14 protein-coding genes are annotated in these 15,365 nt (G+C 66.0%); 9 read left to right on the top strand and 5 right to left on the bottom strand.

What is annotated here, in order from left to right:
* Window positions 1-400 precede the first annotated feature (400 nt).
* Genes CBI38_RS04480 through CBI38_RS04460 form a run of 5 tightly spaced genes read left to right on the top strand, consistent with a single transcriptional unit; the run spans window position 401 to window position 5,624 of the window.
* The gene (locus CBI38_RS04480; protein WP_109334853.1) at window positions 401-1,534 is read left to right on the top strand and encodes an ABC transporter ATP-binding protein; all 1,134 of its coding nucleotides are present in this window, start codon (window positions 401-403) and stop codon (window positions 1,532-1,534) included.
* A 48-nt stretch (window positions 1,535-1,582) separates the two neighbouring features.
* A complete protein-coding gene (locus CBI38_RS04475) occupies window positions 1,583-2,959 on the top strand; it encodes an ABC transporter substrate-binding protein (RefSeq protein WP_109326747.1) in 1,377 nt (458 codons plus the stop codon).
* The gene (locus tag CBI38_RS04470; RefSeq protein ID WP_109326746.1) at window positions 2,956-3,831 is read left to right on the top strand and encodes a metallophosphoesterase; all 876 of its coding nucleotides are present in this window, start codon (window positions 2,956-2,958) and stop codon (window positions 3,829-3,831) included. Before CBI38_RS04475 ends, CBI38_RS04470 begins: the two co-directional genes overlap by 4 nt.
* A 10-nt stretch (window positions 3,832-3,841) precedes the next feature.
* Window positions 3,842-4,801 (top strand): carbohydrate ABC transporter permease, encoded by a 960-nt coding sequence (locus CBI38_RS04465; RefSeq protein WP_204164872.1) that lies wholly within the window; start codon window positions 3,842-3,844, stop codon window positions 4,799-4,801.
* Window positions 4,791-5,624, top strand: coding sequence for a carbohydrate ABC transporter permease (locus CBI38_RS04460; protein ID WP_109326742.1), 834 nt, complete (start codon window positions 4,791-4,793; stop codon window positions 5,622-5,624). Before CBI38_RS04465 ends, CBI38_RS04460 begins: the two co-directional genes overlap by 11 nt.
* A gap of 18 nt (window positions 5,625-5,642) precedes the next feature.
* On the opposite strand, the gene CBI38_RS04455 is transcribed toward CBI38_RS04460, so the two are convergent.
* The 5 genes from CBI38_RS04455 to CBI38_RS04435 all read right to left on the bottom strand — a co-directional run bounded on the left by CBI38_RS04455 (window position 5,643) and on the right by CBI38_RS04435 (window position 11,353).
* Window positions 5,643-6,575, bottom strand: coding sequence for a LysR family transcriptional regulator (locus CBI38_RS04455; RefSeq protein WP_109326740.1), 933 nt, complete (start codon window positions 6,573-6,575; stop codon window positions 5,643-5,645).
* A gap of 129 nt (window positions 6,576-6,704) precedes the next feature.
* Window positions 6,705-7,298: a DUF2867 domain-containing protein gene (locus tag CBI38_RS04450; RefSeq protein ID WP_109326739.1), complete on the bottom strand. Its 594-nt coding sequence runs from the start codon at window positions 7,296-7,298 to the stop codon at window positions 6,705-6,707.
* 43 nt (window positions 7,299-7,341) lie between these two features.
* Window positions 7,342-8,115 carry a M23 family metallopeptidase gene (locus tag CBI38_RS04445; protein ID WP_418328311.1) on the bottom strand — a complete coding sequence of 258 codons (774 nt, stop codon included), beginning with the start codon at window positions 8,113-8,115 and terminating at the stop codon, window positions 7,342-7,344.
* A 288-nt stretch (window positions 8,116-8,403) separates the two neighbouring features.
* On the bottom strand, window positions 8,404-10,824 hold the full coding sequence (locus CBI38_RS04440) for an ATP-binding cassette domain-containing protein (protein ID WP_109334850.1): 2,421 nt from the start codon (window positions 10,822-10,824) through the stop codon (window positions 8,404-8,406).
* A 79-nt stretch (window positions 10,825-10,903) separates the two neighbouring features.
* Window positions 10,904-11,353: a helix-turn-helix transcriptional regulator gene (locus CBI38_RS04435; RefSeq protein ID WP_109334849.1), complete on the bottom strand. Its 450-nt coding sequence runs from the start codon at window positions 11,351-11,353 to the stop codon at window positions 10,904-10,906.
* 201 nt (window positions 11,354-11,554) lie between these two features.
* Between CBI38_RS04435 and CBI38_RS04430 the strand changes: the two genes are divergently transcribed.
* From CBI38_RS04430 to CBI38_RS04415, 4 genes are all read left to right on the top strand, one after another.
* Window positions 11,555-12,841: a GTP cyclohydrolase II gene (locus CBI38_RS04430; protein ID WP_109326737.1), complete on the top strand. Its 1,287-nt coding sequence runs from the start codon at window positions 11,555-11,557 to the stop codon at window positions 12,839-12,841.
* Window positions 12,838-14,103: a URC4/urg3 family protein gene (locus tag CBI38_RS04425; protein ID WP_109326733.1), complete on the top strand. Its 1,266-nt coding sequence runs from the start codon at window positions 12,838-12,840 to the stop codon at window positions 14,101-14,103. The genes CBI38_RS04430 and CBI38_RS04425 overlap by 4 nt, the downstream gene beginning before the upstream one ends.
* 20 nt (window positions 14,104-14,123) lie before the next feature.
* A complete protein-coding gene (gene upp / locus CBI38_RS04420; RefSeq protein WP_109326726.1) occupies window positions 14,124-14,753 on the top strand; it encodes a uracil phosphoribosyltransferase in 630 nt (209 codons plus the stop codon).
* A 239-nt stretch (window positions 14,754-14,992) separates the two neighbouring features.
* On the top strand, window positions 14,993-15,304 hold the full coding sequence (locus CBI38_RS04415; RefSeq protein WP_109326725.1) for a hypothetical protein: 312 nt from the start codon (window positions 14,993-14,995) through the stop codon (window positions 15,302-15,304).
* Window positions 15,305-15,365: the final 61 nt, after the last annotated feature.

Raw genomic sequence — 15,365 nt, 5'->3', positions numbered from 1 at the left:
CGAGAGACGGCCGGGATAGAGGTCCTGGACATCCCCGGCAGCATTTGAGAAGACCGCTCGGAGACCCGGGTTGCGTCAGTTCGTTCTCGAACTCGGCGAGACCCACGGTGCGGGTGGAGTCTCGCCCGTCACCGCCGAGGTCACCACCAGCTCATCGATTGCAGAGATCACCAAACACGCACACCAGTAATGCTTTTCCGTTGCGCGATAGAAGTGGGCTATTGCCTCCGGGGTGGCGGTGATCGCTGCTGTCGATCGCACTTGCGATGTTCTCCTATTGTTGCAGGCCGCCGTCACCGCGAGCGAGGGCCAACATGAGCCGGCCGCGCGGCGTTCACCGGACAGTCACTGCCAACTGTTGTCGTTCCGCAAGAACGATGACGGATGTGAGGAGACGTGGGTGGCACGGATAAGACTCGACGGGGTATCGAAACGGTTCGGCACGACCCCGGTCGTGCAGGATGTGAATCTCGATATCGCGGATGGTGAATTCCTGGTCCTGCTCGGGCCCAGTGGGTGCGGCAAGTCGACGCTGCTGCGGATGATAGCCGGGCTGGAGTCGCTGTCGACGGGGCGGATTCTGCTCGACGATGTCGATGTCACCGCGACGCCGCCACGGCACCGGGACGTGGCAATGGTGTTCCAAAGCTACGCCCTGTATCCACATCTGACCGTCGCGAAAAACATCGGCTTCCCGTTGCGCACCCGGGGCCGCTCGCGGCAGCAGATTCGGGAGAAGGTCACCGACGTGGCGACGGCCCTCGGTCTGATCGAACACCTCGACCGGCGGCCGGGCGCCCTCTCGGGTGGGCAGCGTCAGCGGGTCGCGCTCGCGCGGGCGATGGTGCGCGAGCCGGGCGCGTTCTTGATGGACGAGCCGCTGTCGAACCTCGATGCGGCGCTGCGCAGTGCCACCCGGACCGAACTGACCTCTCTACATAGGCGGTTGGCCACCACATTCCTGTATGTCACCCATGATCAGGTCGAGGCGATGACCATGGCCTCGAGAATCGCACTGCTCAACGGGGGGCGGGTCGAGCAGGTCGGGACCCCCTCCGAGTTGTACGACGCTCCGCGGTCGACGTTCGTCGCCGCATTCCTGGGGTCCCCGCCGATGAACCTGATCGACGCGACGATCGTCGACCGGGCGGGTGAGCTGCATGCCGTTGCCGACGGGCTCGACGCACCGCTCGGGCTACCTGCCGGCGCGGCTTCGTGGCCACGGGCGGTCACGGTCGGGATTCGACCCGAACGGCTGCACTTCGATACCCCCGACGCCCGCGTGCGCGGTGTCGTCACCGCCATCGAGAACCTCGGCGGCGACGAGGTCGTTCGCATCAATGTGGGCGCCACCAGTCTGGCGGTGCGGGCGCCGCGGCCCGTTCCGGTTCGGGTCGGCGACGCCACCGGACTCGATGTCGACCCCCGCGACCTCCACCTGTTCGAATCCGGCACCGGACGCCGCCTCCTCTGGCGGCCCCTACACGAGCATGGGGCATCGGTCCCCGAGGCTTCCTCCCTGTCGGTGGCCTGAGCCTGGCCACCCGATTCGCTCGCCTTCCACACATCACAGGAGACAACAGTGAAGAAGACCTTGCCCGCGATGGTCGCGCTCGCGACCAGCGCTGCAGTCCTGACCGCCTGCGGCGGCCTGGGCACCACCACCACGGACTCAGCGGCGAGCGGTTCCGGTCCGGTCCCGGAACTCGCTCCGAATCAACAGGTGTCGATCGTGTTCGAAAGCTACAACTACGGCATGGCGGGGGCGTGGACCGACACCTTCAACGCCCTGATCGCCGATTTCATCAAACAGAATCCGAACATCCACGTCACGGCGCAGAAGCCGCAGGGCAACAGCCCGAACCCGGCCACCGACACCGTCTCGAGCATCCAGAGCCAGACGGTGGCCGGATCGCCCCCGGACGTCGCGCAGCTCGGCTTCAGTGACCTGGACTTCACGATCCATCAACTGGGGGCCAAGCCCCTCGACGATCTCGTCGGCAAGGATGCGGTGCAGAAGAATTTCGACGGTGCGAAGCACCCTTACGCTGCGACCGCACGCGATCTCGGCGACTGGGAAGGCACAACCTACGGCGTGCCGTTCGTCTTTTCCACCCCGGTGTTCTATTACAACGCAACGTTGTTCGAGCAGGCGGGCCTCGACCCTGCCAACCCGCCGACCACGTGGGATCAGGTCGCCGACGCCGCGGCGGCTATCACCTCGAAGACGGGCAAGGGCGGGGTGTACCTGGACTGCCTGACCAAGACCGCGAAGGACTGGTGCTTCCAGAGCCTCGTCCGGTCCAACGGCGGACGGGTCATCGCCGAGGACCGGTCGTCACTCACGTTCGCTGAGGACCCCGCGGTACAGGTTGCGGACATGGCACAAAACCTGGTGCAGTCCGGTGCCACACCGAAGCTCAGCCAGCAGCAGGGTTACGAGGCCTTCGCCCGCGGTGACATCGGCATGATCCTGGAAACCAGCGCAATCCAGGGCACATTCGTCAAGGGCGCCAGGGACAAGTGGGACCTGCGCGCGACGACGATGCCTGCCTTCGCCGGCAAGACCACGGTGCCGACCAACTCCGGCGCCTCCCTGTTCACGTTCGCCTCGGACCCCGCGAAGCAGCGGGCGTCGTGGGAGCTGATCAAGTTCCTCACCGGTGAAGCGGCGTACACGAAGATCGCCCAGGGCATCGGGTACCTGCCGCTGCGCACCGGGCTCGTCGACGATCCGGCTGGTTTGCAGGACTGGGCACAGAAGAGCCCGCTTCTCGCCCCCAACCTCGCGCAGCTCGAATCGATGGAGCCATGGATCTCCATGCCCGGCAACAACTATCTGCAGATCCGCGATGGCATGATGGATGCCGTCGAGGCGATCGTCTATCAGGACGCCGACCCGAAATCCACCCTCGAGGCCGCCCAGAAGCAGGCCAGCGCGCTTCTGCCCGTCGGATGAGCACCGCAGCAGGCAGGTCCGGCGACGATCTCACGATTATTCAGCTGACCGACACTCACATCACCACCGGTGGGAAGCTTGTTCACGACGCGGTGGACACCCTCGACGCGCTACGGCGCACCCTCGACCGGATCGTCGAATCCGGTCGGCGAGTCGACGCGCTGGTCCTGTCGGGGGATCTCACCGACGACGGGGCACCGGAGGCCTATCGGCGGCTGCGTGCGGTGGTCGAGCCGGCGGCAGCGTCGCTGGGTGCTCAGGTTGTCTTCGCCATGGGCAATCACGACAAGCGCACGGCTTTCTATACCGAACTTCTCAGCCTCCGTTCTGGTGACCTCGCCGCACCGTACGACACCGTGCACGACGTCTGCGGTCTGCGGATCATCGTGCTCGACAGCACCATTCCCGGTCGGCACGAGGGCGGCCTTACCGAGGAACAACTCACCTGGCTCGGCGACCAACTGGCCTTGACGAGTAGGCGCGGCACTCTCCTCGTCCTGCACCATCCGCCGATTCCGTCGCCGGTCACGACGGTGAACTCCCTGCGGCTGCAGGAGCCGGACCGGCTGGCGGCGGTCGTGGCGGGATCCGACGTCCGGATGATCCTCTGCGGGCACGCACATGTGACCGGTACCGGTGCGGTGGCGCGGATTCCGGTATGGGTGGGTCCGGCACTGTCGTACCGGGTCGACCCGCTGGCGCCGGTCGGTCGGCACCGCGGCCACGCCGGGTATGGATTTACCCGCATCGACGTCCTCGGCGACACCGTAGTGGCCACTGCGGTAGAGGCGACCCCGGCCGAGGTGGTCTACGACATTCCCGAGCAGGACATGCTCGACCGGTTGCGCGCGCTCGCGCTCGGGACGGGCTGAGGAGGCGATCGTGTTCGTTGCCGTACCGGAGCTCACCGACGCGCCAGTGCCTTCCCCGTCGCCGGCGGTCGTTCCGGCCGCCCGTGTCCACCCTCTCCGGAGAGTGATGCGGGCGGCCGCTCCCTACCTGTATCTCACGCCTGCGGTCGCGCTGCTGATCGTGTGGACCTACCGACCCCTGATCCAGGCAGCCCAGCTGTCGACGTACTCCTGGAATCTGCTGCCGACCACGCCGATGGTCCCCGTCGGCGCCGACAATTACCGGCGGCTGCTCGAGCTGCCGACCTTCGGGGACTCGGTCTGGCGGACCGTCGTCCTCGTCGTCGGCCTGCTGCCGTTCACCTTGGTGCTCCCGGTCGTGGTCGCGTTCGCGACCCGCGGCGTCCGTGGGCGCTCCCGCGCGGTCTATCAGAGCCTGATCTTCGCGCCGTTTCTCGTCGCCCCGGTGGCGAGCGCGGCCGTGTGGCAGTGGTTGCTGGACCCCGGTGCAGGGGTGATCAACCGGGTCTTGGGGTCGGACACCAACTGGATCCGCGAACCAGCCACGGCACAGTGGGTGATCGTGCTCATCACCGGTTGGCACTTCATAGGGTTCGCGGTGCTGGTGGTCTCGGCCGGCATGGCCGGCGTCAGTGGCCACTACGCTGAAGCGGCGCAGGTAGACGGCGCCACCCGGCGCCAGATCGATTGGTGGATCACCTTGCCGCTGCTCTCCCCGACCCTGGTGTTCCTCGCTCTGATGACGGTGCTCCTCAGCGCCCAGTGGACGTTCCCGCTGATCGACACTCTCACCCAGGGCGGACCGTCGCAGGCGACGACCAACATCTACTACCTGTTGTGGGACTACGGCTTCCACAGCTTCGACGCCGGACTCAGCGCCGCCGCCGGGGTGCTGCTGTTCGTAGGCTTCGGTCTCATCGCGGGTGTTCTCGTGTGGCTCTCGGAAAGGATCTCGTTCCATGACGACTAGCGAGTCACCCGTTTCCGAGCCGTTGTGGCGGCGGGCATGGGGACATGCCGTCCTCGTCGCCATCGCCCTCGCGTGCATATTTCCCATCTACTGGCTGCTCGCGACGTCGCTGCGACGGCCAGACGACGTCGGCTCCCTCTCCCCCATTCCGTGGCCGCTGTCGTTGGGCAACTATGTGGACGCGGTCGAGAAGGTCGACGTGATCGGACTGCTCCTCAATACATTCGCCGTATCGGCGGTCTCGGCGGTGGGTCAACTCTTCGTGGCCCTGCTCGCCTCGTACGCGTTCGCGATGTATTCGTTCCGCTTCCAGCGGCTGTTGTATCTCGCCTTCGTCGGGACCTGGTTGGTGCCCTTTCAGGTCACGATGCTTCCCAACTATGTACTGCTGTACCAGCTGGGGCTGATCAACAACCTTGCCGGGGTGATCGTGCCGACGCTGTGCTCCGCGCTGGGTGTCCTGATGCTCCGGCAGCACCTGGACAGCTTCCCGAAGGAGCTGGTCGCGGCAGCGAAGATGGACGGACGTTCGTCATGGTCGATCCTGTGGACCGTAGTGGTACCGAATCTGCGTCCTGCATTGGCGGCGCTGTCTATCCTGCTGTTCATCAATGCGTGGAACGAATACTTCTGGCCGGCGGTGGTCCTGCAGCGCAGCAATTCGGTCGTTCAGTTGGGGTTGAGGAGTTTCATGGGAACCGAGGGCAACGACTGGGGGCCGATGATGGCCGTCGCCGGTCTGGCGTGCCTACCGGTGTTCGCGCTCTACATCGTCCTGCAACGGCACATCGTCAATGCGTTCGTTCGGTCCGGACTGAAGTAGATTCAGCTCGTAGCCCAATCAGATAGCAGCAAGCGCGTTTTCGGTCCTCGACGACCCTTCGCCATGACCGATGCAGTCGAGGAAGGAGAACACCGCAGGATTGATCGCGTCCGCGCGCCACACGGCATACAGGTCGATCATGGGGGTCGGATCGAACAACTTCACCGCCACCGTGCTGGTGCCCATCGCGAGCAACCCCCCGGACGAGGCGCGCGGCTGGGAGGCGAACCCCACCAAGGATTTGACCGACACCATATGCGCCGTCGCTCCCGGATCGTCCGCCAGCTGAACGACGTTGAGCGAAATTTTGCTGTCCGCCGCGGCGCAGAAAATCGAGTCGTACATGGCCGGGCACTGCTCGCGAGTGAACAGAACACACGACTGAGCGGCGAGTTCGGCGAATGGTACACCAGCCCTCCCGGCCCAGCGGTGCCCTGCTCCGACAACAGCCACCAGCGGAATATTGCGCAGCACGAGTCGGGACCGGAATTCCGCGCTGCGGGGATGTCCGTACACCAGGCCGATGTCGAGGCGACCGTCTGCAAGATCGTCGAGTTGCGGACCAGTACGCCTCTCCCATAGGGACACTACGACATCGGGATGGGCGGCAGTCATCCTCACCAGAGCCGAGGGCAGCACGTGTCGACTGGCAGGCAGGTTGTATCCGATGTTCAACGTGCCCGATCGTCCCTCCGCAGTGGCCTTGGCAATCTGTGCGGCCTTGTCCACCTGAGCGATGATCGAACGCGCCTGCCCCTCGAACTCCCTGCCTGCGACCGTCAGCTTGACCTCGTGCGAGGTCCGCGCCACCAAACGCACTCCGAGCGACTTCTCCAGCTTCTGCAGGTGCGCGCTGAGCGAGGGTTGGGTGAGATGCAGCCGCGTTGCTGCTCTGCCGAAATGTAATTCCTCGGCTATAGCGATGAATGAGACGAGATGTCTGAATTCCACAGTCACTCCCCGATAGCCCTTGCCTGAAAGGCTAACGGAGTGCCATAACTCCAGGTGAACTGCGCGAACACGCGTCGAGCAGTGCTCATGAGCATTGCGTGAATGGTCCGCTGATTTCTGACAATTGGGTTAGTTGTGTCGGCGCTCAGTGCTTGCCCGCCAGGCCCGTCCGAACTCCCGCAGCATCAGGGGGTAGACGATCACATGCCGGAACGGCTTGATCGCTGCCATGTAGGCGGCCCCGAGCTTCCCGTTCCGTTTCACGAGAATGGCCATTTGGCCGCGAAAACCGCCCACCTCATCGGGCACCCAGCCGACATGGAGAATTCCGTGCACGGTCCGATTGACAGCTTCGAGCGCCCACTCGTCGTCGAGTTGGTACAGCGAGGTGAAGGGCAGCGTGTCGGAGCCGGGGCCGGCCGGGCTCGCACGCAGGTCGTCCGGCAACCGATCGGCGAGAGTGGGAGCGGGCACACGTGAACCGGCGTCCTGATCGTCAATCCCGAACACCTTGCCGAGCTCGAAGCGAATAGCGAACAACAGACGCATCGGCCACGGCCCGCGCCTCATCGGGTCGAAGGCTGTAATAACCTGCACCAGCCGGGGAAAGTCGTCCGGACCACCGGGTGTCGGTAGAGCCCACACGTCCTCGAGCCGGAAGTCACGGGTGAATTCGTGGATTCGCCAGGGCTGAGATGTGTGCGCGCTCTTCGGCAGTCTCATCTGCGCATCGTAGGATGCGCGACAACGTCTGTATACGCGTGTCTCAGCCGCCGTGTCCGGGAACGGACACTCCGCGCGAGCTGAACCAGCCGACAGGATCGATCTTGGCGCCGTTGGCCGTCCAAACCTCGTAGTGCAGGTGAGGTCCGGTCGACTGACCGCGGTTGCCCATGGTGGCGATGTGATCGCCCGCGCGGACCTGCTGCCCGACCGATACGAGCGACCTGTCGATGTGGCCGTACACGCCGATGGTGCCGTCGTCCTGCTGCAGACGGACCCACTGCCCGAACCCCGACGCCGGACCCGACTCGATCACGGTGCCGTTGGTGACGGCCTTGATCGGGGTGCCGATGGAGTTGGCGATATCGATGCCGTTGTGGTTCGTGCCCCACCGCGGGCCGAAGCCCGACGTGAAAGTACCGTCGGTCGGAAAGACGACACCCGGTCGACGCGCGGCTTCCTCAGCGGCAGCCCGTTCCGCAGCCTCGCGGGCAAGCCGCTCGGCCTCGGCCCTCGCCCGCTCGATCCGCTCGACCTCACGCTGGGTCGCCTGCTGCAGCTCGTCGGTGAAGTCGGTGAGATCCGTACGCGGGAACCGCAAGACCTGGGGTGCCATCGAGAGCGACACGCCCGCCTCCGCGGCGGTAGGCGCGATGCCGACGGCCACATCGCCGGTGGTCGCGGACGCGATCGTGCTCCCGGCCACGAGCAATGCACTGGCGGCAAGCGGGACTGCTATCAGTCGGCCGCGAACGGTCCTCAGGTGGCGGCGTCGTAGGGCGCGCGGTGCTGGGTCGATTTTCCGGTGTCGAGACAAACCAGATTCCTCTGTCGAGCGGGGTAACCGGTAACGAATTGATCACGGTTTCGTCACAGGCTACTACGCGTTCGACAGATTTCGGCGCGTCGATTTGACAAACCTGCCCCGGCCAACGCTGTTCTGTGGATTTTTGGCGGAACACTAGTCCCGCGGGCAACAACTGGCACCAGCTGTCACGCGAAAGCGGTGACTGACCTCACAGTTAGGTCACAGGATCGACGTCGGATACGGCTTCCGACAGGCGGGAATGAGACATCCCCGCCGCCGGAGTTCCGCATAACTCGGTCAGGCGCCGACGTAGGCCGCGAGATGCTCGCCGGTGAGTGTGGAGCGGGCGGCGACCAGATCGGTCGGCGTGCCTTCGAAAACGATCGTGCCGCCGTCGTGACCGGCCCCGGGGCCGAGGTCGATGATCCAGTCGGCGTGCGCCATGACCGCTTGATGGTGCTCGATGACGATGACCGACTTGCCGGAGTCGACCAGCCGGTCGAGCAGTCCGAGCAACTGCTCGACGTCCGCGAGGTGGAGGCCGGCGGTCGGCTCGTCGAGGACGTACACACCACCCTTCTCCGCCAGGTGGGTAGCCAACTTGAGTCGTTGCCGCTCGCCGCCCGACAGCGTCGTGAGCGGCTGGCCGAGCGCCAGGTAACCGAGCCCGACGTCGGCGAGCCGGACGAGGATCTTGTGCGCGGCCGGGTTCTTCGCCTCCCCGTCGCCGAAGAATTCCTCGGCCTCGGCCACGGACATCGCGAGCACTTCGCTGATGTCGCGGCCACCGAGGTGGTAGTCGAGCACCGCTGCCTGGAACCGCTTCCCCTCGCACTCCTCGCAGGTGGTGGCGACACCGGCCATCATCGCCAGGTCGGTGAAGATGACACCGGCGCCGTTGCAGGTGGGGCAGGCGCCCTCGGAGTTGGCGCTGAACAATGCAGGCTTGACGCCGTTGGCCTTCGCGAAGGCCTTGCGGATCGGATCGAGCAGTCCGGTGTACGTCGCCGGGTTGCTGCGCCTCGAGCCGCGGATGGCACCCTGGTCCACCGACACCACGCCGTCCCGTTTGGCCAGCGAGCCGTGGATCAGTGAGCTCTTCCCCGACCCGGCCACACCGGTCACCACGACCAGCACGCCGAGCGGTACGTCGACGTCGACGTTCTGCAGATTGTGGGCGTTCGCACCACGAATCTCGAGCGAGTCGGTGGAGGCGCGCACCGCTTCCTTCAGCACGGCCCGGTCGTCGAAATGACGGCCGGTGATGGTGTCGCTGGCTCGCAGGCCCTCGACGGTGCCCTCGAAGCAGACGTGCCCACCGGCGGTACCGGCGCCAGGGCCGAGGTCGACGATGTGATCGGCGATCACGATCGTCTCCGGCTTGTGCTCCACGACGAGCACCGTGTTGCCCTTGTCCCGCAGACGGAGCAGCAGGTCGTTCATTCGGGCGATGTCGTGCGGGTGCAGGCCTGTGGTGGGCTCGTCGAAGACGTAGGTGACGTCGGTCAGCGAGGACCCGAGGTGGCGAATCATCTTGGTACGCTGCGCTTCACCGCCCGACAACGTACCCGACGGCCGGTCGAGGCTCAGGTAGCCCAGCCCGATCTCGACGAACGAGTCGAGGGTTGCGCCCAACTTCTCCAACAGGGGCGCCATCGACGGTTCCTTCAGACCGCGCACCCACACCGCGAGGTCGCTGATCTGCATCGCGCACGCGTCGGCGATGTTGATGCCCTTGATCTTCGACGATCGCGCGGCCGCACTGAGGCGGGTGCCGTCGCAGTCGGGGCAGGTGGTGAACGTGATCGCCCGCTCGACGAACGCGCGGATGTGCGGCTGCATCGCGTCGACGTCCTTGGACAGGAACGACTTCTGTATCTGCGGGATCAGCCCCGTGTACGTCAGGTTGATGCCCTCGACCTTGATTTTGGTCGGCTCCCGGTGGAGCAGGTCGTGCAGTTCCTTCTTGGTGTACTTGCGGATCGGCTTGTCGGGGTCGAAATACCCGCAGCCGCGGTAGATGCGGCCGTACCAGCCTTCCATGCTGTAGCCGGGGATCGTGAGCGCACCCTCGTTGAGTGACTTGCTGTCGTCGTAGAGAGCGGACAGGTCGAAGTCGGTGACCGAGCCCCTGCCCTCGCAGCGCGGACACATGCCGCCGGTGATGCTGAAGCTGCGCCGTTCCTTCGTCTGCTGGCCGCCGCGCTCGATGGTGACCGCGCCCGCACCCGAGATCGAGGCGACGTTGAACGAGTACGCCTGGGGCGAGCCGATGTGCGGCTTTCCGAGCCGGCTGAACAGGATTCGGAGCATCGCATTGGCGTCGGTGGCGGTGCCGACGGTGGAGCGGGGGTCGACGCCCATCCGCTGCTGGTCGACGATGATCGCGGTCGTCAGCCCGTCGAGTACGTCGACGTCGGGCCGGGCAAGCGTCGGCATGAAGCCCTGAACGAAGGCGCTGTAGGTCTCGTTGATCATCCGCTGCGACTCCGCGGCGATCGTACTGAACACCAGGGAACTCTTGCCGGAGCCGGACACACCGGTGAACACCGTCAGCCTGCGTTTCGGGATTTCGACGCTGATGTTCTGAAGGTTGTTCACCCGCGCACCCTGCACGCGGATCAGATCGTGGCTGTCGGCACGATGCTGCGCCGGCGACTTCGAGTTGTCCCCTCGCTGCGCTCGCCCCGCCCTGTCCGTCCTCGTCGCCGTGCTCATCGTGTCTCCCCTCGGTTCCGCGGGCCGCCCCTCGCGGTCTCCGTCAGCGGCGTGCGCGCGCATCTACTCGATGCCGCAGTCACGTTAGCTGTGGCTCGGGTGCCGACGCTTCTCGATTCCTGATCGGTCTGGTCACCTGTTTCACCACGCAGGACGGCATCCCCGCCGTCGCGTGCTCTGCCGCGCGGCGATAGACGCTGGGCGGAACACCGACCAGCTCGGTGAAGCGGGTGCTGAAGGTGCCCAGCGACGAACAGCCGACCGCGAAACACACCTCGGTGACACTGAGGTCGCCACGACGCAGCAGCGCCATCGCGCGTTCGATACGCCGTGTCATCAGATAGGAATACGGCGACTCGCCATAGGCCAGCCGGAACTGGCGGCTGAGGTGCCCGGCCGACATGTTCACGCCGCGGGCGAGCGCCTCGACGTCCAGCGGCTGCGCGTACTCCCTGTCGATCCGGTCGCGAACGCGGCGCAGACGTGCAAGGTCCTGCAGGTGCTGCGCTGAGGCGGGTCTGCTGGTCACCTGCTCGATCGTGCCACGCCGCACCGCAGTTGCCCAGTGCCCACCACTCCAGCCGGAAGACAGACCCGGCGGACGTGCACGCCACGCGATAGTCGCTGCAAATAGCTATGCTTGCGTCTCCGGTGGCCGGCAGCGTCCGGGCGCGGGAGATACGTTCCGGAGGCGTGCCTCGTCGCCGGGCCGTCGTTACGGAGGAACGCCATGTCCGCTGAAGTCGTCCCCACCACACCGTCGCCTGCCACGCCCGAAACCGCCAGCGGGCACATCCGATTGACGTCGCACAGCGGCGGCGTCGGGTCCCTGCCGATTCGATGGGGCGCTCCCACGGCTGCCGAGCGCGGACCGGTGGTCGGCACCACTACCAACCGCGCCCACCGCAACGTGGTCGGCACGCACAGCGGCTCCTACAGCATCTACCGGGCGTTGGCGGTCGCGGCCGGCGCGCTGTCGCGCCACCATAAGGCCGACCTCACGAACACCGCGCCTACCAACATCATCGGCCCGTACCCTCAGTGGAGCGAGCCCGGCAAAATCGTGAGCCTCGACCCGTGGGGCGCCATGGTGGCGGAGGTATTCGCGGCCGAGTTGGCCGCCGGCCACGACATCCGCCCCAGCATCGCCGTGACCAAGGCACACGTCATGCTGCCGGAGATCATGGATGCCATCCAGAAAGGCCGACTGCGCCCGGACGGCCGTTTCCTGATGTCCAACGGTGCTGCGCTGGTCAGCAAGGTGGCGATCGAACCTGTCTGGCACCTGCCGGGTGTAGCGGAGCGCTTCCACTGCAGCGAGTCGGATCTACGCCGCGTGCTGTTCGAGGAGACCGGGGGCATGTATCCCGAACTCGTGACCCGCTCGGATCTCGAGGTGTTCCTGCCGCCGATCGGTGGGCAGACCGTGTACATCTTCGGCGACCCACGCGACCTTGCCGATCCTGCCGTGGAGCTGACGGCGCGCGTGCACGACGAATGCAACGGCTCCGACGTCTTCGGCTCCGACATCTGTACCTGCCGCCCGTACCTGACGCATGCGATCGAGGAATGCATCCAGGGTGCGCAACACGGCGGGGTCGGCTTGGTGTCCTACTCCCGCAAGGAGGGCCGCGCGCTGGGTGAGGTGACCAAGTTCCTGGTCTACAACGCCCGCAAGCGTCAGGTGGGCGGCGACACCGCGGACCAGTACTTCGCCCGCACCGAATGTGTCGCCGGCGTGCAGGACATGCGCTTCCAGGAGATGATGCCCGACGTGCTGCACTGGCTGGGGGTGCGCAAGATTCACCGCCTGGTTTCGATGAGCAACATGAAGTACGACGCCATCACGGGCTCGGGCATCGAGGTCGGGGAACGGGTGGACCTGCCCGACGAGCTGATCCCGGCCGACGCGCGGGTGGAAATCGACGCCAAGATGGCGGCGGGTTACTTCACGCCGGGCGTGGTGCCGAACGCCGACGAACTGGCGAAGGTCAAAGGCCGGGAGCTGGACGAATGAGCATGCTCGGCGTCGGTCCCGACGTCGACACCGGGCGGGCGGAGGGCGCGGCCGCGGCGCTGCGCACCACGACCGCTGTGCGGGAACGCTCAGGGCAGCTGCTGCGCCGCGCGCGAGAGGGCGGCTCGCGCTGGTTCAGCGTTCACGACGACGCCTTGCAGACTGCCGCGGCCGAGGTGGTCGACGTGACCCGTGCGCGCTATCCGGACCTCGCGATTCCCTACCACAGTCGCTGGCGGCATTTCGAGGCCGGCGGCGTCGACCGCAAGGCCGACCTCGATGCCCGGCTGGCCGGGCTGGACGTGCAGGCCCGTGCCCGCGCGATGATCGATCTGGCCGTGGTCAGCGTGCTGCTCGATGCCGGGGCGGGTCCCGACTGGCATTACGACGAGAAAGCCGGCGGGCAGCGGTTCGCCCGTTCCGAGGGACTGGGTGTCGCCAGCTGGCACGCGTTCGTCGGCGGCCTGTTCTCGACCGACGCGGCACACCCGCTGCAGGTCGATGCGGCCGCACTACGGGGCCTGGACACCAACCGGCTGGCCGAGTTCTTCCAGGTCGGCCCGTCCAATCCGCTGGTAGGCCTCGAAGGCCGGGTGCTCCTGCTGCGCCGGCTGGGCGACGCACTCGCCGCACAACCCGCGGTGTTCGGCCCGCACGGACGGCCGGGTGGCCTGTTCGACCTGCTGACAGAGCCGCACGGCTCGGCCACGTCGTCAGTGGCCGCCCACGACATTCTTTCCCACGTTCTGGCGTCGCTGTCGGGCATCTGGCCGGCAGACAACGCCATCGGCGGTCAGCCCCTGGGCGACTGCTGGCGCCACGAGGCGGTGGTCGGGCCGGGCCTGACCCGAGGCTGGATTCCGTTCCACAAGCTGTCGCAGTGGCTGACCTACTCGCTGCTGGAGCCCTTCGAGTGGGCAGGCGTGCGGGTGGTCGGGCTGGACGCCCTGACCGGCCTGCCCGAATACCGCAACGGCGGTCTCCTACTGGACACCGGGGTACTACGCCTGCACGACCCGACCTGGGCCGCACACCGCTGGACGGCCGGTGACGAAGTGGTGGTCGAGTGGCGCGCGCTGACGGTCGCGCTCCTCGACGAACTGGCCCCGCTGGTGCGCGGACGGCTCGGCGTGGACGCCGCACGGCTTCCGCTGGCCTGCGTCCTGGAGGGCGGCACCTGGGCCGCAGGCCGCACCCTGTCTCAGCGGGCGAGAGGCGGGCTGCCACCGCTGTCCATCGTCAGCGACGGCACGGTCTTCTAGAGCGAAACGGGGACGGATACATGGGAACAGTGCACGTGATCGATCACCCTCTGGTACAGCACAAGCTCACGATGATGCGCCGTAAGGATGCCTCCACCAACAGCTTTCGACGACTGGCCAACGAGATCTCCGCGTTGATGACCTACGAGGTCCTGCGTGACATTCCGATGCAGGACATCGACATCGAGACGCCGATGGAAGTCACCACCGGCAAGGTCATCGACGGCAAGAAGCTGGTGTTCGTCTCCATCCTCCGCGCAGGCACCGGAATCCTCGACGGGATGCTGACGATTGTGCCGGGCGCGCGCGTCGGCCATATCGGTCTGTACCGCGATCCCAAGACACTCGTGGCAGTGGAGTACTACTTCAAGATGCCCGGCGATCTTCACGAGCGCGACGTGGTGATCGTCGACCCGTTGCTGGCCACCGGCAACTCCGCGGTGGCGGCGGTGGAGCGGCTGAAGGAATGCAGCCCCAAGAGCATCAAGTTCGTCTGCCTGGTCACCTGTCCCGAAGGCATCGCCGTCCTGCAGAATGCCCATCCCGACATCCCGATCTACACCGCCGCCGTCGACCGGCAGCTCGACGAGCACGGCTACATCCTGCCCGGCATCGGAGACGCGGGCGACCGGATCTTCGGCACCAAGTAACCGACTTGTGGCACCACTCGGTGACGTGACCCATTACGCCGAAGTGTGCCGATCGGCCGTGCCGCTTGCACAGACGAGTTCGAATCCAGCCTCAGCTTTCGTGCTGATGGGCGGATGATTCCGGGCGCGTTTCGGATGATGATTGTTCTATCGGAAACGAAACACTGAGCGGGGGAGCCCAGCATCGTCGAACCGGTCAGGGGAAGCCGGCCACAATTGGACCAGAGGTGAAGCTAGAGATGAACGGTTTTGTACTGCGCACGGTTATTGCGACGGCGGCGATCACGGTCGCGCTCGGCACCGGTGTCGCATCGGCGGGACCTACCCTTCACGGAGACCCTGCCACTCCCGGCACGCAACTGAATGTCCGCTCGCACGATCAGCACAGTTACTCCTGCGGGACCATCGGGGTCACCGGCGGCGGAGTGGGAACGGCTCCCCCGAACAGCATCGGCCAGTCCAACAGTGTCTTCTTCGGCAGCGGCCCGGTCCAGGGAGGTTGCGTAGGTAGTGACGGGTCGGTCCACTTCCCCTCCGGACACGCCCACTGATATCGAGGCAATACCGGGTCAGGGCTTCTGTCCTCAATCGTGACTCGGACCGCGAACGTCG

Origin of the sequence: Rhodococcus oxybenzonivorans (assembly GCF_003130705.1) — a bacterium.
In the GTDB taxonomy this organism is placed as follows: Bacteria; Actinomycetota; Actinomycetes; order Mycobacteriales; family Mycobacteriaceae; genus Rhodococcus_F; species Rhodococcus_F oxybenzonivorans.
This window is presented reverse-complemented; position numbering and strand designations above follow the sequence as displayed.